The sequence below is a fragment of the Streptomyces sp. NBC_01237 genome (assembly GCF_035917275.1).
In the GTDB taxonomy this organism is placed as follows: domain Bacteria; phylum Actinomycetota; class Actinomycetes; order Streptomycetales; family Streptomycetaceae; genus Streptomyces.
On record NZ_CP108509.1, the window covers coordinates 345,710 to 367,956 of the forward strand.

Annotated in this window: 25 protein-coding genes, 1 tRNA gene and 1 pseudogene; 18 read left to right on the forward strand and 9 right to left on the reverse strand. The window is 69.5% G+C overall.

Annotated features, from left to right (window positions below):
- Positions 1–71 precede the first annotated feature (71 nt).
- From OG251_RS37935 to OG251_RS37945, 3 genes are all read left to right on the forward strand, one after another.
- Positions 72–401 (forward strand): hypothetical protein, encoded by a 330-nt coding sequence (locus OG251_RS37935; RefSeq protein ID WP_326681815.1) that lies wholly within the window; start codon positions 72–74, stop codon positions 399–401.
- 291 nt (positions 402–692) lie between these two features.
- Positions 693–1,595 (forward strand): NADP-dependent oxidoreductase, encoded by a 903-nt coding sequence (locus OG251_RS37940; RefSeq protein WP_326682760.1) that lies wholly within the window; start codon positions 693–695, stop codon positions 1,593–1,595.
- Positions 1,596–2,005: 410 nt separating this feature from the next.
- The gene (locus OG251_RS37945; protein WP_326681816.1) at positions 2,006–2,137 is read left to right on the forward strand and encodes a hypothetical protein; all 132 of its coding nucleotides are present in this window, start codon (positions 2,006–2,008) and stop codon (positions 2,135–2,137) included.
- Here the strand turns inward: OG251_RS37945 and OG251_RS37950 are convergent.
- Complete coding sequence (locus OG251_RS37950) at positions 2,128–2,961, reverse strand: M55 family metallopeptidase (protein ID WP_326681817.1); 834 nt, start codon at positions 2,959–2,961, stop codon at positions 2,128–2,130. The two genes, OG251_RS37945 and OG251_RS37950, sit on opposite strands and share 10 nt — an antisense overlap.
- Positions 2,962–3,193: 232 nt before the next feature.
- Between OG251_RS37950 and OG251_RS37955 the strand changes: the two genes are divergently transcribed.
- Both OG251_RS37955 and OG251_RS37960 read left to right on the forward strand, forming a co-directional pair.
- The gene (locus OG251_RS37955) at positions 3,194–3,520 is read left to right on the forward strand and encodes a hypothetical protein (protein WP_326681818.1); all 327 of its coding nucleotides are present in this window, start codon (positions 3,194–3,196) and stop codon (positions 3,518–3,520) included.
- Between the two features lie 303 nt (positions 3,521–3,823).
- Complete coding sequence (locus tag OG251_RS37960) at positions 3,824–5,254, forward strand: hypothetical protein (RefSeq protein WP_326681819.1); 1,431 nt, start codon at positions 3,824–3,826, stop codon at positions 5,252–5,254.
- A gap of 106 nt (positions 5,255–5,360) precedes the next feature.
- Here OG251_RS37960 and OG251_RS37965 read toward each other — a convergent pair whose 3' ends face one another.
- Entirely contained in the window at positions 5,361–6,242 is an 882-nt protein-coding gene (locus OG251_RS37965) for an ABC transporter permease (RefSeq protein WP_326681820.1), read from the reverse strand.
- The gene (locus OG251_RS37970; protein WP_365597177.1) at positions 6,239–7,150 is read right to left on the reverse strand and encodes an ABC transporter ATP-binding protein; all 912 of its coding nucleotides are present in this window, start codon (positions 7,148–7,150) and stop codon (positions 6,239–6,241) included. Before OG251_RS37970 ends, OG251_RS37965 begins: the two co-directional genes overlap by 4 nt.
- A gap of 131 nt (positions 7,151–7,281) precedes the next feature.
- On the opposite strand from OG251_RS37970, the gene OG251_RS37975 reads away from it, so the two are divergent.
- Positions 7,282–8,472, forward strand: a complete 1,191-nt coding sequence (locus OG251_RS37975) for a sensor histidine kinase (protein ID WP_326681821.1) — start codon at positions 7,282–7,284, stop codon at positions 8,470–8,472.
- Positions 8,469–9,140 (forward strand): response regulator transcription factor, encoded by a 672-nt coding sequence (locus OG251_RS37980; RefSeq protein WP_326681822.1) that lies wholly within the window; start codon positions 8,469–8,471, stop codon positions 9,138–9,140. Before OG251_RS37975 ends, OG251_RS37980 begins: the two co-directional genes overlap by 4 nt.
- 447 nt (positions 9,141–9,587) lie before the next feature.
- On the opposite strand, the gene OG251_RS37985 is transcribed toward OG251_RS37980, so the two are convergent.
- Positions 9,588–9,705 (reverse strand) — tRNA-OTHER (locus OG251_RS37985).
- A 505-nt stretch (positions 9,706–10,210) separates the two neighbouring features.
- On the opposite strand from OG251_RS37985, the gene OG251_RS37990 reads away from it, so the two are divergent.
- Positions 10,211–10,672: a pyridoxamine 5'-phosphate oxidase family protein gene (locus OG251_RS37990; RefSeq protein WP_326681823.1), complete on the forward strand. Its 462-nt coding sequence runs from the start codon at positions 10,211–10,213 to the stop codon at positions 10,670–10,672.
- 233 nt (positions 10,673–10,905) lie between these two features.
- On the opposite strand, the gene OG251_RS37995 is transcribed toward OG251_RS37990, so the two are convergent.
- From OG251_RS37995 to OG251_RS38010, 4 genes are all read right to left on the reverse strand, one after another.
- Positions 10,906–12,018, reverse strand: coding sequence for a DUF6183 family protein (locus OG251_RS37995; RefSeq protein ID WP_326681824.1), 1,113 nt, complete (start codon positions 12,016–12,018; stop codon positions 10,906–10,908).
- A 398-nt stretch (positions 12,019–12,416) separates the two neighbouring features.
- Positions 12,417–13,115, reverse strand: a complete 699-nt coding sequence (locus OG251_RS38000) for a DUF1326 domain-containing protein (protein WP_326682762.1) — start codon at positions 13,113–13,115, stop codon at positions 12,417–12,419.
- Positions 13,116–13,470: 355 nt separating this feature from the next.
- Positions 13,471–13,752 (reverse strand): metal-sensitive transcriptional regulator, encoded by a 282-nt coding sequence (locus OG251_RS38005; protein WP_073719957.1) that lies wholly within the window; start codon positions 13,750–13,752, stop codon positions 13,471–13,473.
- Positions 13,753–14,016: 264 nt separating this feature from the next.
- Entirely contained in the window at positions 14,017–14,964 is a 948-nt protein-coding gene (locus tag OG251_RS38010; RefSeq protein WP_326681825.1) for a hypothetical protein, read from the reverse strand.
- Positions 14,965–15,144: 180 nt separating this feature from the next.
- Between OG251_RS38010 and OG251_RS38015 the strand changes: the two genes are divergently transcribed.
- From OG251_RS38015 to OG251_RS38045, 7 genes and pseudogenes are all read left to right on the forward strand, one after another.
- The gene (locus OG251_RS38015; RefSeq protein ID WP_326681826.1) at positions 15,145–15,423 is read left to right on the forward strand and encodes a heavy-metal-associated domain-containing protein; all 279 of its coding nucleotides are present in this window, start codon (positions 15,145–15,147) and stop codon (positions 15,421–15,423) included.
- A gap of 84 nt (positions 15,424–15,507) precedes the next feature.
- Positions 15,508–15,738, forward strand: a pseudogene (locus OG251_RS38020) (heavy-metal-associated domain-containing protein); the annotation flags it as partial.
- On the forward strand, positions 15,711–15,839 hold the full coding sequence (locus OG251_RS38025; protein ID WP_326681827.1) for a hypothetical protein: 129 nt from the start codon (positions 15,711–15,713) through the stop codon (positions 15,837–15,839). The pseudogene OG251_RS38020 and the gene OG251_RS38025, both read left to right, overlap by 28 nt.
- A 110-nt stretch (positions 15,840–15,949) precedes the next feature.
- A complete protein-coding gene (locus OG251_RS38030; protein WP_326681828.1) occupies positions 15,950–16,141 on the forward strand; it encodes a hypothetical protein in 192 nt (63 codons plus the stop codon).
- A 243-nt stretch (positions 16,142–16,384) separates the two neighbouring features.
- The gene (locus OG251_RS38035) at positions 16,385–17,227 is read left to right on the forward strand and encodes a hypothetical protein (RefSeq protein ID WP_326682763.1); all 843 of its coding nucleotides are present in this window, start codon (positions 16,385–16,387) and stop codon (positions 17,225–17,227) included.
- A 113-nt stretch (positions 17,228–17,340) separates the two neighbouring features.
- A complete protein-coding gene (locus tag OG251_RS38040; protein ID WP_326681829.1) occupies positions 17,341–17,871 on the forward strand; it encodes a carboxymuconolactone decarboxylase family protein in 531 nt (176 codons plus the stop codon).
- 81 nt (positions 17,872–17,952) lie between these two features.
- Positions 17,953–19,227 carry an MFS transporter gene (locus OG251_RS38045; protein WP_326681830.1) on the forward strand — a complete coding sequence of 425 codons (1,275 nt, stop codon included), beginning with the start codon at positions 17,953–17,955 and terminating at the stop codon, positions 19,225–19,227.
- A 139-nt stretch (positions 19,228–19,366) separates the two neighbouring features.
- On the opposite strand, the gene OG251_RS38050 is transcribed toward OG251_RS38045, so the two are convergent.
- A complete protein-coding gene (locus OG251_RS38050) occupies positions 19,367–20,590 on the reverse strand; it encodes an MFS transporter (protein WP_326681831.1) in 1,224 nt (407 codons plus the stop codon).
- A gap of 507 nt (positions 20,591–21,097) precedes the next feature.
- On the opposite strand from OG251_RS38050, the gene OG251_RS38055 reads away from it, so the two are divergent.
- Genes OG251_RS38055 through OG251_RS38065 form a run of 3 tightly spaced genes read left to right on the forward strand, consistent with a single transcriptional unit; the run spans position 21,098 to position 22,105 of the window.
- Positions 21,098–21,424: a PadR family transcriptional regulator gene (locus tag OG251_RS38055; protein ID WP_326681832.1), complete on the forward strand. Its 327-nt coding sequence runs from the start codon at positions 21,098–21,100 to the stop codon at positions 21,422–21,424.
- Positions 21,421–21,777 carry a DUF1048 domain-containing protein gene (locus OG251_RS38060; protein WP_326681833.1) on the forward strand — a complete coding sequence of 119 codons (357 nt, stop codon included), beginning with the start codon at positions 21,421–21,423 and terminating at the stop codon, positions 21,775–21,777. The genes OG251_RS38055 and OG251_RS38060 overlap by 4 nt, the downstream gene beginning before the upstream one ends.
- 1 nt (position 21,778) lies before the next feature.
- Positions 21,779–22,105: a DUF1048 domain-containing protein gene (locus OG251_RS38065; protein WP_326681834.1), complete on the forward strand. Its 327-nt coding sequence runs from the start codon at positions 21,779–21,781 to the stop codon at positions 22,103–22,105.
- The last annotated feature ends 142 nt before the right edge of the window (positions 22,106–22,247 follow it).

Genomic DNA, 22,247 nt, shown 5'->3' on the forward strand with positions numbered 1-22,247 from the left:
GCCCGGGTCACGACCGGCGTGAACGGGATACCCGCGAGACTCCGGCACCGCGACTGTGGCAGCCTGCAGACATGCCATGGGAGCTGCGAGAACATGCAGGCCGTTACTACGCCGTCCTGTTCCACTACGCCTTGCCCGACGACGCCTGGTCCGTGGAGCTCAGCGAGGCCAGGGGGGCCGAGAATCCCGACGGCGTGGTGACCCACCTGCCCGGTGCTGCTGTCCTGAGGGCACTCGTCCCGGACGAGGACCCGAATCTGGAACCGACCGTCCGGATCCACAGTCCCGGCGAGCACGTCGTCCCCTACGAGATCATGCGCTGGTTCATGGAGCAGGTGGCCGACCAGGTCGAACGCTGCCGTATCGCCTTCGAGCAGGGAATGCCCGAAGCAGTGGAATGATCACGCGGTGACCGGCGTGATCACGGCCGCCCGACTGATTGCGAACGGCACGCCGGTGCCCGCTCGTCACACCTGAGGCAGCGGGAGGAGCGCCCGCAGGAGGCGCACGCCGCCCCCCGGCCCACACCCCGAGACGACACGCCGCCTCCTGCCCACGGGGTCAGATCCTCATCGACCTGTGCGGACAACCTTCCGAGCCGCGGTGACACCGTAGGGTTTTTCGTAGCGAACAGCGCGCACCGTCGGACGCGCATCGGGCGCGACACCCCGGGGCCGAGAGCGGAGCAAATGATGAGGGCAGCTCGTTTCCACCGGTTCGGGGGCCCGGAGGTCCTTGAGATCGTGGATCTCCCCGATCCGCATCCAGGCCCCGGCCAGGTCCGGATCGCGGTGCGCGCGGCCGGCGTCAACCCGAGCGACTGGAAGAAGCGCAAGGGCCTGATGGACGAGCAGCTCCCGCAGACCATGGGCCACGAGGCGGCGGGCGTTGTCGACGAACTCGGCGAGGGCACCCAGGACGTGGCCATCGGCGATCGTGTGTTCGGCTTCTCCGTCGAGGGTGCGGCACAGGCCGAACTGGCCGTACTGTCCTACTATGCACCGATCCCGCCGTCGCTTGATTTCCCCGGCGCTGCCGCGCTGCCGGCTGCCATCGAGACGGCCACGCGCGCGCTCGACCAGCTCGGCGTCGGGAGCGGCGACACTCTGCTCGTCAACGGCGCCTCCGGAAGCGTCGGCAGCGCCGCCGTTCAGCTCGCCGTGGTGCGCGGCGCGCGTGTGATCGGCACCGCCGGCCCGGCGAACCACGAGTACCTTCACTCGCTGGGGGCCGAGCCCGTCGCCTACGGCGCGGGCCTCGTCGAGCGGGTTCGCGCGCTTGCTCCCGGCGGCGTCGACCTGGCGCTCGATGTCGCCGGAAGCGGCGTACTGCCCGAGCTCATCGAGCTCGCGGACAGCCCGGAGCGCGTCGTCACCGTCGCCGACTTCAACGGCGCGCAGGAGCACGGGGTGACGTTCAGCCGTGGGGACGCAGGCCGTGCGGTCCACGCACTCGCCGAGATCGGCGGGCTGATCGAGGCCGGACGCTTCTCGCTCCCGGTCGCGCGGACCTTCCCGCTCACCGAGATCGCGGAGGCCCACCGTGTCAGCGAGGACGGTCACGTACGCGGAAAGCTCGTGCTGCTGGTCGGCTGATGCGGCTGATGCGGCTGCGACGAGCGTGCGCGACCCGGCTCGCCAGTGGCTGGTCGCCCAGTGGTGGATGAGGTGTTGGAGGCGTCGGGGGTGGCCGCCTGGACGGCAGGCAGACACGACCCGTCGGCGATCCATGTTCGAATCAGTCGGCCTCGCCATGCATGACGGTGCGGAAGCCTTCCTGCAAGAGTTCGGCGGTGCGACTGTGAACGTCGGCCGGCCACCGTGTTCTCGTCCGTCGCGGACACGGCACCCGCCACCGTCGTGGAGCTTCGGCGCAGCGCCGGGTGAGTGCTTGGCGCCGTCTCCGACGGCGGCAAGCCGCTCACTCGGTGTTCGTGTTCCCGGTGTGCTGTGGCGCCTTCCGAATGCGCGCACACCTGCTGTCCGTTCTCGCCACTCTCGTGAGCATGGCCGTGAGCCACGGAGCAGTCCCCTCCGCACTGCGGATCACGTTCCAAGTGATCTCGGCCGGTCGGCTCGCGATCCGGCTCATCATCGTGCTCGGCGCTGCTGAAGCGAGTGCCCTGAATCAGCAGTAGGGCCCTTGATCGGTGAGCGCGGTCGCCACGCGGGTCCACACGCTGAACTGCCGGTAGAGGTCGGGCAGAGTGCCGTCGGCCTGGATCGTGCGGCTGTCGACCGAGGTGACGCCGGGGATCCCCAGCAAGGTGGCGGCGACCGAGGTCGACTGCCAGCGGACGGCAAGCGTGGCCGTACGGTGGGCCGTCGCAGCAGCGCCGGTGGCCCGGCTGGTCAGGCTGTGGGCTGTCGCCCGCTCGATGGCTTGGCGCGCCTCGTCGATCGGGCGCAGTTCGGCGGCGAAGCGATCGCGCGCGTACTTCACGGCGACAGTGGTCACTCCGGAATCCCAATCGGTCATCTCGGCGCAGGCGGCGTCGTCGCCGGACAGCATCACGACCGGAACCCCCAGTGCGGTGGCAGTGGCGTGAGCCAGTCCAATCTCACCGACAGGCCGTCCGTCCAGCCACATGTCCTCGATCTCGTGCCCCATGAAGCTATGGCTCATCACCCCGTGCGCACCGGCACGGGCGTGGAATCCGATACAGATCAACGCGTCGTAGGAATCGTCGAGGCCCTCCAGCATGCCCATGACCTTGGGCCGACCACGGATCAGGCGGACGGCAGGATGCAGGGTCTCCGGGAGCAGGTTGCGCATCGGGCCGTGTGCGTCGTTGACCGTGACCTCGGTGGCTCCAGCTGTCATGACGCCACGGACAGCCGCGTTGACATCTTCCGTCATCATCACGCGGCCGTTTTCGTAGTCCCTGCCGCCGGGCTGAACATCCTCGGCGTCCACGAGTCCCGTGACGCCCTCCATGTCGGCGCTGATGTAGATCCGCATGCTGCCCACTCCCCAAGAGATGATCATCTGAAGGACGCAGGAAGCCTAACCGCCCGTTCCTGCCCATGCTTCGAGCTGCGCCCCGCTCGGGGTCAGGAGCGTCACGGCAGAGGAGCGGCTCGTCCGACATGACCGCGCTCGGCACGGCATCCGCGACCACGCTGCGCCTGCGGTCGCGCAGGCGCAGTCTCCACCTGCCCATCGTGAGAACCGCCAGGCTATGTTCCCCTCCATGGACCCGCTCACGTTCGACTACGAGAACCTTCATCTCCGCGTGGACCGGGGGGTTTTCGAGCTGTTCAATCTTGACAGCGCCGAGAGCACGTTCCGGATTCCCCTGCACTGGCTCGGGATGCTGGTGCACTACAAGAAGCCGGACAGGCCCGGTGAGTTGTTCTTCGGGGTCGTGCGCGATCCGCATGCCGCGCTCTACGGTACGGACCGGCTCGCTTTCAGGTACCGCTACTGCCCTGCGGTCCGGGTACCGCCAGGGGACGAGCCCTTGTTCCGCGCGTACTTCACTCAGGTGGCCATACTCGCCGACCGGCGGGTTGCCTGACGTGGAATCAAAGGACTTCGCGCACGACCGCTTCGGTCTGCCGATCGATCACGGAGTCTTCGAGTCAGCGAACTACCCCACCTGTCCGACCGCCTCATGGACCCCGTCCTGTGGCAGGAAAGCCGGCGCCATGCCCTCCCCACCGGCCTATCGGCCGCTTTCTGAGGCATCCCCGCCCGGGAACCGGTTTCGTTCTTCCGGAGGGGTGGTGCTGGAGCGAGGTCGACGGAACCATGGGGCAGCGGGCGGTATCCCCAGGGCGCGAAACGTGCCGTGGGGTACGGGGCGAACTTGAGGTGGGCCATGCGTAGCTATGCCAGTGTGTTGGTCGGCAAACTGGGTTTCGCCACGCTCTGCTGCTTTCCTGTCCCCCTCGCCCTCCTCGTGGGATATGCCGCCTGGGATGCGGGTGAGGGCTGGGCCTGGATCGCGCTCGCCATCGGACTGGTCGGCTCCGCCTTGATCCCTGTCATGGCCCTCAAGGACGCGCGGCAGCAATTCCCACGGATCACGCGCAGGGACCGGGTCGAGCACGCGAACGTCTCCTACGGGGACGACACTTTCGTGATGTGGGCGCCACGGTCGGAACACGGTCCGGCACAGGCGTGGTTGGCGCGGGCGGACGTCCTGGAGGCGTCACTCGTGCGATACGACCCCGACAACGAGGCGACCTACACGACCTGTTTCGGTGACCTCACCCCCGACGAGTTCACGCCGCTGATCAGGCTGAAACTGCGGGTGCGTGACTCCGAGGAGGCCGATGGTGTCGACGGGGCCGCCGGCTTCGAGATCACGGACACGTGGCGGGTACCGACCATGTGCCTTTCGGCCGTCACGGCGGGCCGCCTGATCGTCCTCGTCGACCCTGCCGCCGCCGGCACCCCGGCGGATCCGAAGGCTCTCGGGAAGGTCACGCCGCTTTGGCCCCGCAGCGCTCTGATGGCGGGCACGAGAACCAGCCGGATGATCGACCTCGAAGGCCGGTGGACCGATGCCACCCGGCGCCCGGGTTGGCTGTTGCGACAGATGCGGATCGCGCGGGAAGCCGGAGGTGTCGAAATGGCCGGCGACACGATCGACCTCCGGCTCCTGGACACGCACACGGCAGCGCGTTACACCGCCTTGATCGCCCGTGACCGTGACTTCCCCGAGGACCGGGCGCCGGTGACCGAGCCGGGCGAGGAGCTCCGGTGGATCGTGGACAGTCTCCCGGGCGAGCCGGCAGCGTTCGGTTCCGTCAGCCGACGGTGGTCGCGCCGCGGTGGCGTTCTGGTGCGTGCCCGGTTCCTGCAGATGAGCGCCACAACCACCTTCCAGGTCCACGGCCCGGTACTCGACACGGTGCTGCGCATCCATCCCGGGGACGGGACACCCCCGTTCGACGCCGCCCGGCGGCTGACGGTGCCGATGGACTACCTCTCGGTCCTGCACCGCACCAGAGAAGTCGTCCTCTACGCCGACCCGAACGGCAGGTCCTACGTCGTCGACTGGGCCCGCACCAACCTCCTCGCCGGCACCACCGCGGCCAAGGCCCTCGCCCCCGACGGCCAGGAACTCCCTGTTGCGGGGCGCCCTGATGTGATCTGGGCCCTGATGAACCTGCTGGCGTCCCACGGCCTCTCGAACCCGACTCCTGTCCTGGACCTCCGCGAGCGCAGGATGAGCGCGGTGGCGGGGAAGATGATGGAGGCGGTGCGGGGTGGTGGGACGCAGGTGAACGCCGCCCGGCTCTAGGCGGGTGCCGGCGAGCCGCGCCCGCCGACACATCCGGCCGGGCTCGGGAAACGACACGTCGTCGATCACCCACACCTCCGGGGGACTCGCCACTGCCCGGTCTCGCTCACACGTCTCTGCGTTGCACGACGTCGATGGCGACGACCGCCGCGAACAGGAGCCAGGCGACGCATACGATCCAGGCCTCGGTGACCGACACCGGGTACATGCCCGCGTTGTAGTCCCGCTCGGGATTCCGGACCAGCGCTTGCCACGCGGTGAGAGGCATCGCGTTACCGATCTCCTTGACCCACCGGTAGGTCTCGCCCTGGAAGAGCGTCGGCAACAGCAGAAGCACACCGACGACCGAGACGACGCTGCCGGCGGCGTGCCGGATGAGGGCGCCGAGCGCCATTCCGACGAGGGCGCACAGAGGGGCGAGGAGCGCGGAGGCGGCGACGGCACGTACTGCCCCGGGGTCGCCGAGAGACATGCCGCGGTGGTCGTGGAGGATCGCCTGGGTCACACCGAAGGAGGCGCCCGCGACGACGGCGCCGAGGACGAACATGACCGCTGCCATGACGGACACCTTGGCCGCCATCAGCGAACGGCGCGCGGGGACGGCGGCGAATGTCGTACGGATCAGCCCGCTGGTGTACTCGCCGAAGACCGCGAGGGCGCCGACGCTGCCGGTGACGACCATGAGGAGCTGCCAGGCCGGTTCGACGAAGGCGGTCGACAGCGGATCGAACAGCATCTGGGGCAGCTCGGGCAGTCCGGGCGGCGGTGCGGGCGGCAGTTCGGGCTGGTGTGCCAGCCGGTCGGCATTGGACCGGGCGGAGTTCGCATTGATCCCGATGACGACCGGAGCGCCGCTTCCGAGAACCCAGAAGGTGGAGCGCAGCGACCACAGTTTGATCCACTCGGCTACGAGCAGGCCACGGAATCCGGCACGGGAATCGACGGTGGCCGCGTACACCGTCGGCTCCGACGTCGTCGGTGTGGTCATCGTGCTTCTCCTGAGCCGTATTCGACGCTGCCGGCGGTGAGTTCCATGAACGCTTCCTCCAATGAGGCGGACCGAGGGGTGAGCTCGTACAACAGGACGCGATGGTGGAGGGCGAGTTCGCCGATGCGTTTCGCTCCCGGACCGGTCACCGTGCACGAGCCGTCGTCCTCGCGGTGGACGCTTGCTCCTTCCGCGGCGAGGGCGGAGGTGAGACCGGCGACATCGGGCGTACGGACGGTCACACTCGGCCGGGCGCCACGCGCGGCGAACTCCTCCAGGCTCTCCGCGGCGATCAGCTCGCCCCGGCCGATGACGATCAACTGCTGGGCGGTGTGCTCCATCTCGCGCATCAGGTGGCTGGAGACCAGCACGGTTCGGCCCTCGGCGGCCAGCCGGCGGAAGAGACCGCGCACCCACAGCACGCCGTCCGGATCCAGTCCGTTGAGCGGCTCGTCGAAGAGCAGTACGGGCGGGTCGCCGAGCAGCGCGACCGCGATGCCCAGCCGCTGCTTCATCCCCAGCGAGAAGCCTCCGATGCGACGCCGCGCGGCATCGGCCAGCCCGACCTCCTCCAGGACCTCGTCCACCCGGCGCCGGGGCAGCCCGTTGCTGTGCGCCAGGGCCGACAGATGCGCCCGCGCGGTGCGTCCGCCGTGCACGTCATGGGCGTCGAGCAACGCCCCGGCGTGCCGCAGCCCGCGCGGGAGTCCCCGGAACGGCTGCCCGTTGACGACGACGGTGCCACTGGTGGGCGAGTTCAGGCCGAGGATCATCCGCAGGGTGGTGGACTTGCCGGCGCCGTTCGGTCCGAGGAACCCGGTGACGCGGCCGGGGCGGACGGTGAACGTCAGGCCGCCGACCGCCTTGGTGTGGCCATATCTCTTGGTCAGTTCGTTGACTTCGATCACCCGGCCACGGTGTCGCAGGCCGTGCCCGCACGGCATCGTTCCGCGGGCCACACTCAGGATTCCCGTACAGCCCTGGGGCGTACGCCTGCGGGCCGATGCTCCGGCACCGGCCCCGCGCCTATGATCGCGGCATGAGCGCCTCACCCCGCGCCCCGCTCCCGCGGCGCACGCGACCGGCCGCGACGCGGGCCCTGGCCTGGTGCGGGGCTCTCTCCTATCCGATCCTGCTGTACGTTGCCGTGCTCAACGAGCATGAACCCACCGGCACGCGGCTGCTCCTGCCGACCGCGCTCGCGGTCCTGGCCGTCCCCCTGCTGCGCAGCCGACCACTGCCGACCCTGGTGCTGATCATGGCCGGCTCTTTCGCCGCGACGGCGACAGCGGCCTCGAAACTGGCAGCCTTCCCCTTCTCGTCGCCGGGACCCGCGTGGCAGATCGGCTTTGTGCAGGCTCTGGTGACCGATCTCGCCGTCGCCCGGATCGCCGCCACCCGGAGGCGTCGGACCGGGCTCGTCGGCGCCGTCGCGGCGCTTGCCGTGCAGATCGCCACCGCCTGCCACTACCGGACCGGGGTGGACGGCTTGGTCTCGGCCGTCGTCGTCCTGGTCCTGATGCTCGCCCTCGCCTGGATGAGCGGCTATCTCGTCCAGGAGCGCCGCGAGCACGCCGACACGATGCGGGCGCAGGCCGCGGTACAGGCGGTCACCGCCGAGCGGCTACGGATCGCCCGCGAACTGCACGACATGGTCGCGCACAGCATCGGCATCATCGCCATCCAGGCCGGCACCGGCCGCAGGGTCATCGCCACCCAGCCGGAGGAGGCGCGCAACTCTCTGGCCATCATCGAAACCACCAGCAGGGACACCCTGGCCGGACTGCGGCGCATGCTCGGGGCACTCCGCAGGGCAGAGCAGGAGGGGGTGCTATCGGTCCCGGCCCCGGACCTGACGGGCATCGACGAGTTGGTCGCGACCACGAAGGACGGCGGTGTCCTGGCCGGCGTCGAGTGGCGGGGGGAGCGGCGCCCGCTGCCGGCGGACGTCGAACTGTCCGCCTTCCGCATCATCCAGGAGGGCGTCACCAACGTCGTGCGCCACGCGGGTACGGACGAGTGCCGGGTGCTCATCGACTATCAGGAGGACGGACTGTTCATCGAGATCACCGACGACGGACGTCATCCCGTGGCCGCGGGCAGTGGGTACGGCATCATCGGGATGCGCGAGCGGACCGCCCTGCTGCACGGTCAGTTCACCGCCGGTCCCCGGCCCGAAGGCGGCTTCCGCGTGGCGGCACGGCTTCCGGCACCGGCGGGGATGCGATGACGTATCCCCCGGTCCGTGTCGTGCTCGTCGACGACCAGCCGCTGGTGCGCGCCGGGTTGCGCGTACTCGTCGCGGACAGCGCCGGTCTTGAGATCGTCGGGGAGGCCGGCACGGGCGCCGGGGCGGTCCAGCTGGCCCAGGACGCCCGGCCCCACGTCGTCCTCATGGACATCCGTATGCCCGGCATGAACGGCATCGAGGCGACCCGGCTGATCACAGCAGGCCCGAGCACGGCACGGGTCCTCGTCCTCACCACCTTCGACGACGACGCATGCGTGTACGGCGCACTGCGCGCGGGCGCGAGCGGATTCCTCGTCAAGGACATGGACATGGACGACATCCTCGCCGCGATCCGTGTGGTCGCCGCCGGTGAGGCACTGATCGCGCCGAGCGTGACTCGCCGGCTGATCGAGGAGTTCGCGGCCCGCCCCGAACCCGTGTCCGCTCCCCCGCACGTGGCGCCCGAGAGCATCACCGGCCGGGAACGTGAGGTGCTCACCCTCGTCGGACGCGGGCTGTCCAACGACGAGATCGCCGCCCGGCTCTTCATCAGCCCGGCCACGGCCAAGGCTCACGTGAGACGGCTGCTCGCCAAGCTGGCCGCCCGTGACCGGGTGCAGCTGGTCATCATGGCGTACGAACTGGGCTTGGTATCGCCGTCGCGCTGAGCCTGCTCGCTCTCGTGCGGGACCGTGTCACTCACCGGCTGCCCGGCTGTACGGGCCAGGCCGGCGGCCGTACGGGCCAGAGCGGTCACGAGCTGATACTGCCGGCGGCTCGCCGCCCGCAACCGCCCGGCATCGAGCGCGCGATGGACCTCCCGCAGGTTCTCCCCCAACGCCAGGCAACTCTCCGCCTCCTGCGGCTGCTGACGGGCCAGAAGGTTCGCGGCCCACGCCGCCAGCACCGGCCGACGCAACGCGGTGATGGCCTTCGGCCCGGCCTCTTCCTCCGCCTTCCGCGCCTCAGCGACGTACGCGTCCCGCCAGCCGCGACCATCCACCCGAGATGCCGCGGGCGAGACGCCCCTCCGATACGGCGGGTGAGAGCATCGAAGAACGACCGGACGCTGCGACGTGGCAGGTCCGTGTACTCAACCACGTCCGGGTCGGCTGCGGTGCCGACGGGATTCGAACCCGCGGACAGAGGGGAGCAGGCCCGCCCCGTCTCCGTCACTCGCCGTGGGGGGACCTCGCCCACGGCGATCGCAATGGGCCGCTCTGCCACGGCACCGCAACCTGCGGGGATACGCGCAGCCCCGCTCGGACCAAGGGTAGAGACATCGTTCCCCGCGGGTGAGGAATATCGGGGAGACCGGCAACCGCTGCCGAGGGACCGCAGAAGTTTGTGCCGGAGCCGCTGGAGGTGAACGCAGCCGACCGTGCCGCGGTCGGGTTCACCGCCCTCTCCCGTAGCAGCTCTCGACCCAACTCGGTACGGGTGCGTGTTGGAGAGGCGAGCCAGAGGTGCGCGGTGTGCGATGCCCGGCTCCCCGGACCACGGTCCCGCTCTCCCGCTCTCCGACGGCACCTGTGCCCTGTCCGATCCGAACGACGACACGGCGGACCGACCTGGACACGCGTGCGGGCCTTTGACCTGTTCCGGCAAGGGGCCAGCAGAAGTGATGGCCGGTGCTCGGGCTGTCCGGCTGAAGTGCGGGCTGAGAGGTTCATCCGCCGCTGGGAGTAGGTCCCGCGCCTGATCCGGGCTTCGCGCGTGCTGGCTAGGGTCTGTACATATGCAGAACACGGAGGTGGTTCGTCGTCGGACGCCCGAACGCAGGAGCGACACGCTGGAACGGCTCGTTACGGAGCGGGATGTCTGGGTGTCGACAGCTCACCCCGATCACGGGCCGCACCAGGTGCCGCTGTGGTTCATGTGGGACGGGCGAGCGGTATGGATGTGTACCAGTGCGACTTCCGTGACTGCGCGGAACGTCGGCGCGGAGCCGCGTGTCCGACTGGCGCTGCCGGACACCTTCGATGTGGTGCTGCTCCAGGGTGAAGCGGAGCGGTTCCCCAGCCAGGAGGTGCCCGCCGACGCGGCGGAGGCGTTCGCCGACAAGTTCGGGTGGGACCCGCGAACGGAGGAGGGCCCCTTTCTGTATGTGCGCGTGGTTCCGAAGACTGTGCGCGCGTGGCGCGGCGAACCGGAGCTGCGCGGCAGAGTCATCATGCGGGACGGGACGTGGCTGGGATAGCGACCATCCGCTTCTCCGACCGGTCACCGGAACGCTGCTGAAGCGCCGTGGTGGGGTGATGTGTCCGGTTGCTCTGATCCCTCCAGGCACGATGAAGCCGGCCCTGTCGCGGGATCGACGGGTTGACTCGCCGGGCGGCGGTGGGCGGCTGTCGGCGCCCGGGCACGCCATCGACAGACGGCCTGAGAGCTGTTGAACTACCACGCTCACGACCAGGCGGTGCGGCGGTATCCCTAGTCGGTGTCCATCGCTGCCAGCACGGCAAGTCGGCGGCACTCGGGCGAGAGGGCGGCTATGCCGTAGTGGGAGCCGATGTCGTTATGGAACCAGTCCGTATCGGCCTCGAAGTGGAACCACGTGCTCTGCTGAGCCTGGCGCTCCACCTCCTCCACGCTCGCGCCCGCTGGGGCGCCGCTGAGGCCTGCGATCGAGCGCCATGCCCACAGCCGGCCGTAGGCCGCCTGCACTCCCGAGTTGCCCATGCCGCCCATCGAGGCGGTGGCGAAGAGCAGCCGCCAGATTTCGCCCACCGGGCGGATGGCGATCTCAAAGCGGTCCGTAGGGCCGAGCCCGTCGACGCACCGCATGCGCAGAGCCGGCAGCAACGCGGGTACCTGCTCGGGTGCGACGGCCCCGTCCAGCATGAAGACCCAGGCGCCGCAGTCTCCCCAGTCGCCCGCCTGCACTGCGGCAACGATGCTCTCGTGGACGTCCGTGGTGGCGACGTCCCGAAGCGCCGACCGCTCGGACGTACGGGGTGTCGGCGGGTCCATCCGGCCCTCGGCGGGCAGGCCGCCCGGCACCCCGGTGGCGGAGCCGTTCATCGAGCGGCTGGGGAAGTCGACGTCGGCCTCAAGGTCGCGGCGATCCACCGGGAGCCAGGCCAGCGGGTGCCGGCCAGGTCGCACGAGCGGCCAGGAGCGCAACGGCGGGAAGGCGTCGATGTCCACGCCACGGAGCACCAACTCGTGGAAGAGGCAAGCGCGCAGGTCGTCCAGCCGGTCCCATTCGCGGCGGTCGAAGACTGTCGCTGCCAGGTCGGCCACCTGGTGATGCTCCGCAAGGAGCGAGGCGACAAAACGCGGCAGGACGCCGTGGCCGGACGGACGTTTCTCGTCGAGGAATTGGAGCAGCTGTTCCAGGCTGTCGCGGCCGGGGGTGAGAGCGAGCACCCGTACGACGTGGGCGAGTTGGCGCTCGTACTCCCGTAGCTGCTCGGCAGCGGACGCGTACCGGTCGGCCAGCTGCGACCCCAGCTCGCGTACGTACCGGACGTCACCCTCCGCAGCACGCTGCTCGGCCTGGGACCATACAAGGCCGCCGAGATCGTCCTTGGCGTCTTCCATGATCCATCACCCTATGGCCCGCGGGGATCCACCTGCGGCACGAGGGTGAGGACAACGACCTGTTCGAGCATCTGCCCGAAGCCGTCCGTGAGCGTGCTGAGGGGAACGCCGCGGTCCGGACTGACCGTGGATGTCACGCGCCGGCCGCCCGAGGGGCGGGCGGCCGGGCCCGTACCGGTCACGAACGACAACCGGTACGGGCCCGGCGGCCACGAGCCGCGCGCAGCCTGTGGGGCTGGTCCGGCGACGCAGCCCGCCCCCGCCTCCTCCGGCGGGGGCGGGCCGACGAGGATGAGTGCCGCGCCGGGGGTTCCGGTCCCGGTCCCAGCGATCAGCCGTCGGAAGCGATCACCCGTCGGACGAGGCCCCCTGACCGCGTTCCCGCTTCTGCCTCGCGGTCAGGGGCGCCAGTCGAAGGGGAAGTGCTTGCTGGATCCACCGCGGTATTCATGGGAGAAGTCGAACCCCTCCGCATGGTCGCTCTCGACGACGCCCCAGGTGGCGATCTGGCCGGGGCCGACCTCGGCGCCAGGAGAATTGATCAGCTGGACGCGGCGGGAGGGGTCGGCAGTCGGGCCGGTGAGCGCCGTCGCGCCGACGGAGACCTTGTCGGCGACACGGGCCCGCCAGTACGAGAGATCCTCGGCGGCCTCGAAGTGGACCGGCGCGTACCGCACCTCGCGCAGTTCGCTGATGAGCGAGCCGAACTGGCCCGGCCAGCCGCCGACATGACCGGCGAAGATCTGTTCCAGCGCGTCACGCTGAGCCTGGTCGCCCTTGGCGTCGATGTAGAGCATCACCTTCATCGTGGCGTCCGGGTCACCGACCCACATGTTCCCGGCGAACTCCCCCAGTGCCACCACTCCCAGGCCGTCCAGACGCACGTCCCCGAAGTGCCCCTCGTGAACCTGCCAGACGAGTGTGAAAAGACAGTCCCCGTGGGTCGGCGTCTGGGCGAACGTGCAGGGGCAGGGCAGTGCGCAGCTGCACACGTCGAACCACTCACCCCGTAAGTGCCAGTCGGGCAGCGTGCCGTCACTCGTGCCCGCTCGGACGACGGCGGGCACGACTGGCGATGCGCCGGAAGTAGTACACATGGTGACCTCCAGATCACTCATACCCCTAGGGGGTATCTCGTGGACGAGGGAAAGGCTAAGGCTCGGCAAGCCCCCACGTCAACTACCCCCTGGGGGTACCCAGATTGCTGGCATTGCCTGGGTATTCACCGTCGGCGGCGCTTCGTCGCCATATACCGGCCGAAGGAAAGCGGCACCTCGGCCCGCCCCAGGCACCACGGCATTCCGCGGCCAGGCAGGCGAGTCACCATGGCAGCCTGCATTCCCGTTCGCAGACACCCGCCCTTGCCGGACTCGGGAGGCTCCCTCCTCTCCGGGCAATTCGGTCGGTCGCGGTCGCAGCAGGCCCGGACCGGCCGTCACCAGCCTTGCGGCGTCAGGAGCGCACGAGCCGGGCGATGGCGTCGCCCGCTTCCTTGAGTTTCATGTTGCCGTCTTCGCCGCCCTCCGCGACGGCGGCACGGACACAGGTATCCATGTGTTCGTCGAGCATCTGCAGGGCGAAGGACTGCAGGGCGCGCGTGGTGGCCGCGACCTGAGTGAGGACATCGACGCAGTAGGTGTCCTCTTCGACCATTCTCTGCAGACCTCTCACCTGCCCCTCTATGCGCCGCAGCCGTTTGAGCTCATTCTGTTTGTGAGTGCTGTAGCCGGCCATCGCTTCCTCCTGTGCCGCTGCGGACTTCCGTGCCGCTGTGGACTCCTGTGCTGCCGTGGACGTACGCAACGCACCTGCCCTCCGTCGACCCGACCGTGGCAGGGCCGGGACGACAGGAGGCCGGGTGCGGTTGCGTGCCGGCGAGTGAACCAGGGCTCGTTGCCCGGATCTCCTGACGTGGCCGCGGTGTTGGGGGCTCGGTGGCCGTACGGGCCGCGGTGACTGCCGGACACCCGGGTCGGCCGCCACCACGGGCACTGGCGGTCAGTGCTGGTGCCCGCTGGGCTCATCGACGTGCGCCGCCGTCTCCGGTGTGGCGGACTTCCCGGCCTGGACGGTGAACGCAGCCGTGCGGACAGTGCCGTTGTGCTTGAAGTCCAGGAAGAGGCGGTAGCTGCCCGAACTGGGCACCGCGGTGCTGAAGGAGATGCCGGGGCCGGGCTTCGTGGTGCCGTCACCGGGTTCACCGTTCGGGTGGACATGGAGGTAGGCGAGGTCGCCGGAGCGCAGGGCGACCAGATGGCCGTAGGCGCCGAGGTAGGGCTGCAGGTCGGTGACCGGGCGGCCGTTGCGGCTGACACCGAGGGTGACGCCGGACGTCTTGCCCGGGGTCAGGTCGCCGTTGAGAGTGACCGTGTAGCCGTCGACGGTGGAGCTGGCGGCCGGCGCGGGCAGGACGGCGGCCTCATAGGGGCCGGAGGCCGCGAGGTCGGCGCCCAGAGTGAGGTTGGCCGCTTTGCCGGTGGCCGGGGTGAAGTCGGCGAAGACGCGGTAGGAGCCGGCGGCGGGCAGGGTGACGGGGGCGCTCCAGGTTCCGTCGGAGGCTCGGGTGGGGTGCAGGTGCCGGTAGGTGACCAGGTCACGTGAGGCGAGGATGAGATGCAGCTCCTTGTCGTGCTCGCGCTGGAACGAGGTGACCTGTCGCCCCTGCTGATCACGGATGGCGAAGCGGAGTTCGCTCTTCTCTCCTGCGGCGACGCGAGGGGTCTTCAGGTCGAGGGTGTACCCGGCCTGGGAGATCTGCAGGCCTGCGGGCGTCACGTCCGCCCGGCCGCTGTCGCGATCCGGGGTTGTCGGCTTGTCGTGGGCCGCGTGGGCCGCCGGCGGCGGATCCTGCTTGATGGGGTCAGCTGTTGTACCGACGCCATAAGCGGCACCGAAGGTCGCCGCGACCGCGGCGGCAAAAGCAGTGATCTTAACGCCCGTGTTCATGAGGGGCCCTTTCTCTGCGGTGTCGCACCTTCCGCGACGAGCACTCTCGACTATATACCCCTGGGGGGTATCTGCAAGAACGTCGGAGCACTTGGAGAATATACCGGCAGGGGGTATACATGAAGGCGTCGACGGTACCCCCCATGGGTACCTGTAGGCGCGCATCCTTCAGGAGGAACCATGTCCTGCTGCACCCCCGACGGCAGCTGCTCCACCGGCACCGTCACGGTCGACGTCATCGAGGGAACCACTACCGTCTACAACGTCTCCGGAATGACGTGCGGGCACTGCAAGGCCACGCTCACCAAGGAGATCGGCGCCGTGGACGGCGTCCTGATGGTGGACATCGACGTCGAGGCCGGCCGGGTCTCCGTGACCACCTCCGGCGCGCCCGACGACGCGCTGCTGGCGAAGGTCGTCGACGACGCCGGCTACGAACTCACCGGCCGCGCGGTCTGACGGCTCCGCCCACCGGCCGGGCCCGCCCTCGGGCCCGGCTCTCCACCTTCTCCCCCTTGAACACGCCCAGCCCGAGGAGCGGTGATGGCTGCCACGGTCTCTGGCACAGCCGAGGCCGGACTCGCCGTCGGCGGCGTGACCTGCGCCTCCTGCGCGGCCCGGATCGAGAAGAATCTGAACCGGATGGAGGGGGTCACCTCCACTGCCAATTACGCCGCCGAGAAGACGAAGGTCGCATTCGACGCGGACATCACCGTGACGGACCTGATCGCCACGGTGGAGGCCACGTGGCCGCACTTCCGCCGGCCGCGGCCGGACTGCTCAACCCGATGATCGCCGGAGCCGCCATGGCGTTCTCCTCGGTCTTCGCCATCAGCGACAGCCCGCGCCTGCGCGGCTTCGAGGCAGCCGCCTGAAAACCGCCCGCGCCACACGCGGGAACGAGGGGCGGGCCCGCCGGGCCCGCCCCTCGTTCGCACAACGGCTCCCCGGAGGGCAGCCGGTCGGACACCCGAGGAGGATCCCCATGACCGCATCATCATGGACCAGCACGGTAGGCCGGACGGTCGGCCATCCCGTCGTGAGGATGGCAGCAGCCGCGGCGCTACAGGCCCTGGCGTCCCACCTCACCCAGCAGGACCGGCCCGGCCCCTCCTGCACGGACGCGTGCGCCCGCGTGCCGGCCGGTCGCTTCGAGGTGCCCGCTGCCCGTCGGTAGACGCACTCACACGCTCACGCCGTGCACCGCGGCACCGTCGCCGGTCCCGCCGTGCGGCCGCGATCCGTCTGCCACCGGGTGCGGCGCCGCACCCGGTGCGGGACCGCACGACGACACACCATCCGTCGAGACATCCCTGATGGGAATACCCCCTAGGGGTATGCTGTTGTGACGGATGTACCGCATACGGACACCGCCCGAAGGCGCATCGCACAGCGCAAACCTCACACAGATGGAGACATGATGACGAACCATTCCGGCCACGACATGACCAGCCACAGCCGCCACGGTGGAGCCCGTCCCGGCGGGCTGTCGGTCTCCGAGAACGGGTACACCCTCGACCTCGACTCGACGGTCCTTTCCACCGGGACACAGACGGTCACCTTCCGCGTGATCGGTCCCGACGGACAGCCGGTGACCGAGTTCACGCCCGAGCACGAGAAGGAACTGCACTTCATCGCCGTCCGGCGCGACACGACGGGGTTCCAGCATGTGCACCCGGTGATGGACGAGGAGGGCACCTGGAGCATCGAAGTGGCCCTGAAACCCGGAGACTGGAGGTTCTTCGCCGATGTCCACCCGGTCGGCCATGACGCGACCATGACGCTGGGGATCGACGCCTCGGTCGCCGGGCGGTACGACCCGCAACCGCTGTCGGAGGACACCCGCACCGCCCACGTGGGCGAGTACAGCGTCACCCTGGACGGCGAACTCGCGCCCGGTGAGGCGAGTGACCTGACGCTCACCGTCAGCCGGAACGGGCAGCCCGTCACCGATCTGCAGCCCTACCTGGGCGCGTACGGGCATCTGGTGGCGCTGCGGGTCGGCGACCTCGGCTACCTCCACGTCCACCCTGACGGCGAGCCCGGTGACGGCACCACCGCGCCGGGACCCGAGATCACCTTCATGGCCGCCGCGCCGTCGGGCGGCACCTACCGCCTCTACCTGGACTTCCAGCACAACGACGTCGTCCGGACGGCCGAGTTCACGGTGCGGACCACCGCCACCACCGCCCACTCGGACGCGGCATCCCAGGCCGGACCGGAGCACACGGGCCACCACCCCGGCAACCACGCACACCACTGACCGCAGGAACGTCACTGACCAACTGCCGCGACATACGGCGCAGTCAAGGGGCGCTCGACTCGTCGAGCGCCCCGCCGCCCCCGCTCCATCCTCCACGCCGGAAGGACCGTCTCATGCCCCGCCTGACCCGACTCACGCCCGATACCGCGGTCGGCGCCTCGCGCGACCTCCTCGCCGAGCTGGTCTCACGCCACGGCCAGATCGGTGACATGGTCTCCACGATGGCGCACTCGCCCGCCGTTCTGGGCGGATACCTACAGCTCAGCCGGGCCATGGGACGAGCCAAACTCGACCGCAGGATCAGCGAACGGATCTCGATCGCCGTCCAGGTCCCGCAGGGCTGCGGGCTGTGTCTCGACGCGCATGTCAGCGCTGCCCGCGCGATGGGCGTGGACGAGGAGGAGATCGAGCGTGCGCGAGCGGGCACCTCGGCCGATCCCGCGATCGCGGCGATCATCACCCTCGCCCTCCAGGTCTACCGCGAGCCGACGTCGATCACCGACGAGCAGATCATCGCGTTGCGCGCGCACGGCTACAGCGACCGCGCGATAGCCGATGTCGTCGGCGTCGTCGCACTCAACATCCTCACCGGCGCCTTCAACCTGCTCGTCGGCCTCACGCCGGAGAGCGGCACCGATGTGTAGGGACATCCCGGCCTCCCTCTGTGGGGCACGGCCTCCGGCCCGAGACCGTGCCCCGCCGCATGGACATGGAAGGAACACGCCATGCGCCTGTTCGCCATCCGCGACTACCGCCGCCTGTTCGGCGCCCAGATCATCGCCCTGCTCGGTACCGGGCTGACAACAGTGGCCCTCGGGCTGCTCGCCTACGACCTCGCCGGCCCGCGCGCCGGCATGGTCCTCGGCACCGCGCTGACCATCAAGATGGTCATGTACGTGGTCATCGCTCCGCTCGCCGCCGCGTACGTCGACCGCTTCCCCAGAAGAACCCTCCTGGCCCTCCTCGACGTGATGCGCGCCGCAGTGGTCCTGGCGCTGCCGCTCGTCACCGAGGTCTGGCACATCTACGTACTGATCGGCCTGCTCCAAGCCGCGTCCGCGGCGTTCACCCCGACGTTCCAGGCCGTCATCCCCGACATCGTCACCGATGAGTCCGACTACACGCGTGCCCTGTCCGCCTCCCAGGTCGCCTCCACCATGGAGAGCCTGCTCAGCCCCGTACTGACGGCGGTCGCGCTGGCGTTCATCAGCTTCAACTGGCTGTTCCTGGGCACCTCCGTCGGATTCCTCCTCTCCGGCCTGCTCGTCCTGTCGACGCACATCCCCGACGCCCGTCCCAGTGCCCACACCGAGGCATGGGACAAGGCGGCGGCGGGGATCAGGACATTCCTCAGGACTCCACGGCTGCGTGGCGTCCTGGCGCTCAATCTCGTGGTCGCGGCGGCAGGATCGATCGTCGTCGTCAACACCGTCAACTACGTCCGTGACGAACTCGGCGGCTCGCAGTCGGACGTCTCATGGATGCTCGCCGCCTCCGGCGGCGGGACCCTCCTGGCCGCCCTCGCGCTGCCCCGCGTACTCGACCGGATCACCGCCCGCACCGTGATGGTGACCGGCGCCGGAGTCCTCGTCGGCGGCACGATCGCCGCGGTGGCTCTCATCGCGGCCGGCCTGAGCACATGGGCCGGTACGGCGATCGTCTGGACCGTCATCGGTATCGGCATGGCGCTGATCATCACACCGACCGGCAACGTCCTGCGCGCCTCCGTCGCACCGAACGCGATCCCCGAGGCCTTCGCAGCCCAGTTCTCCCTGTCGCACCTTGCCTGGCTGATCACCTACCCCATCGCGGGATGGCTCGGTACGAACGCGGGCTTCGCACTCGCCTGGTCCGTCCTCGCGTTCCTCGCCGGGGCGGGCGCCATCGGCGCCCTCCTCCTGTGGCCGCGCCACGACAGCCGACAAGTCGTGACCGGACCCGCGACGTCCGTCCGGCCCGCGCGCCGGACGGACAGGTCCACCCTGTCCAAGGCGGCGTAGAACGCTCCGACCGTCCACGTCGCGCACGCACACGCTCCTGGTCAGGCGCATGAGAAGGCCGTGACCGCCGTCCCGCTCCGCGCGGGCGGCGGCCACGGTCTTCTCGTACGGGACCGGACGGAGCGTCAGGGACGTCGTCTCAGGGCTGCCGTGCGGCCGCCGGTTCCCTGGCCGGCTCATCGGAGCGCAGGCGGAGCCGCGCGATCGTGGCCACGACGCCGAGGACCGCGATGGCGACGCCGAGAACTGCCATGGTGCCCTGCACCGTCAGGACGGGAACGAGAAGTCCGGCGACGATGGTGGGCACTCCGAGCGCGAGGTAGGAGATGCTGTAGATCACCCCCATGATGGCCGCCCGCTCGGCAGGAACGGTGTACGGCATGAGGGTGCGCAGAGCCCCCATGAACGAGGTGCCGAAGCCCGAACCGACGATGACCACGGTCGCGAGATACGCGGGGAACGAGTGGGCCGCGAGGGCGGCCAGGCTCAGCACCGTACCGATGGCCAGCGCGGACGTCCCGTAGACGGTGATGACACGCGAGGAGCGGCGGGAGAGCAGCCTGGAGGCGAGGATGCCGGAGACGGCCAACGTGAGCATGACGGAGCCCGCCTGCGCGTGCGTGGCGGCGCCGAACTCGCTCTTGACGAGCCCTGCACCCAGCGCGAGAAACAGTCCGTTGGTCGCCGAGCCCGCGACGATGGCAGGCGCGGCCACGAGCAGCACGCCGCGAAGACGAGGCGAGGCACGGAACCGCGGACGCACCGGTCCGGCGGAGGCGGGCGTCTTCCCCGCGCTCTCCGGAACGAGCCACACGAGCACGGCGGTCAGGGCGGACAGGCCGGTCAGCGTTCCGAACACCGCCCCCGCAGGGTCCGCCGTGACATCGAGGAGGAGCGCCGCCGTCATGGCACCGGTACCGAGGCCCATCATGGGGGCGACGGTGTTCCACAACGCGGCACGCCCCGGCCGGTGCGGGGGTTCGAAGTCGACCGTGACCGCCGAGAGAGCGGGTATGAGCAGGCCTGCGGCAACACCTTGGAGTGAGCGGGCGACCAGCAGCAGGCCGAGGTTTTCCGAACGCCAGAAGAGGACCAGGCTCGCCGCGAGCAGCAGAGCGCCCACGGTGACGACCGGGCGCCGCCCCTTGGTGTCCGACAGCGGCCCCAGGAACAGCAGTGTCGCGAGCATGGTGAAGGCGTAGACCGCGAACACCGCGGTCGTCGCGACCGGGGGCAAGGCCAGTTGTTCAGCCAGCTGGGGGTAGAAGAGGGACGGTGCGCTGGCGGAGGCCATCGTCAGGATGGTCCCGCCGATGGCGAGGCCGAACCCCCGACGGGCCGCGGTGCGGGCATGTGTGCACATGGAAGGCGTTTCTCCCCAGGGATTGGACGGGCGCGGGGCCCGCCCTCTGGATGGGCGCGGGCCGGTTCCGGCCTGTACCGAACGAGCAGTGGCGACGGTGCACACCGCGGCTTCCGTCGGCTGCGGGGCATGGCCGGCCACCGGCCGACGCCGCCGAAGGACCGGAGGGATCATCGACCGCCACCGCACCGGTTCCGGCATGGCACCGCCTGGGCCGAACTCACCGATGGCGTGTCCGGTCAGGCGTTGCGGCGTCGCCTCTTCTCCAGGTCGGCCATTCGACCACCGGTTTCCGGCAGCACCCTCAGCATACCCCCCTAGGGTATCTCCAGCACCGCCATCGCAGCCCCCGAGGAGCGCCGGACGCGCGAACCGACCACCGCCCACCCGGGTCGCGCACCGCCCGAATCGCTTCCATGACCCCACCTCGCCGGACTACTACGTGATACCGTATAGCGGTACTCGGTACTACGCAGTACTGGGAGCGGATCGAAGAGGGGAGCCGCGATGGACGACCTGACGGAGATGCTGAAGGGCACGCTTGAGGGCTGCGTGCTCGAAATCATCAGCAGCGAGGAGACCTACGGGTACGCCATCACGCGCCGGCTGAATGAACTCGGCTTCGCCGACGTCATCGAGGGGACGGTCTACACCATCCTGCTGCGATTGGAGAAGAACGGGCTCGTTCAGGTGACGAAGCGACCGTCCGGGATGGGCCCGCCGCGCAAGTTCTATGCGCTCAACGACGCGGGGCGCGAAGAGCTCGGGAAGTTCTGGGCGAAGTGGGAGTACCTCTCATCACGCATCGACAAGCTCAAGGAGGGCGGGCGATGAATTTCTGGGAGACGGTTACCGGCAGCGACCTCACCAGGGAATGGAAGGCGTTCGAAGCCCGGTCCGAGGCATTGCCGGCCGACTACCGGTCGGCCTGGGAACAGATCAAGTTTCACCTCTCCCCCTATTCGGGCTTCACGGGCCGCAACCTGATGCCGATCCTCGACGGCGCCCTGGGACTGCTCGAAGAAACGGCGGCAGATGGGCAGAGCATTCACGAAGTGCTGGGCGACGACATCAAGGGTTTCTGCGCGGCGCTGGCCGGCGGAGAAGGGGCTCGGAACTACCGCGACCGGTGGCGCGCGCAGTTGAACCGGAACATCGCCAGGAAACTGGGCCGGCTAGGAGGCTGACATGGGCATCCAGGACATCATCGAGGGCAAGAAGCAGTGGCGAGCGCACATGGCGCGCATCAAGGCGCTCCCGCCGGATTATCGAATCGTCTACAAGGAGATTCAGAAGTACTACTTCAAGGTCGGCCCGATCGACCTGCCTGACGGGGCCCTGCTCCCGGAGATTGTCGATTTCTTCGAGGAGGGCGTCGCGTCCGGCAAGGGAGTACTGGAACTCATCGGCGATGACGTCGCTGCCTTCTGCGACGACCTGGTCAAGGACTCGCGCACCTACGCGGACCTCTATCAGGAGTCCCTCAGCGGGAACCCCGGCACGGCCGGGACGTAGAACCGACGGGCGGGATGCATCACTTGAGGCGGCGTGTGGCGGGAGGGCCGTCCCAGCGACAGCGGCAGGCAGCTCGGCGGGTCAGCGTGTGGAGCGTGACGGGTACTGCGGCGAGGTTGAGGTGGAAGACGACGATCTCGCC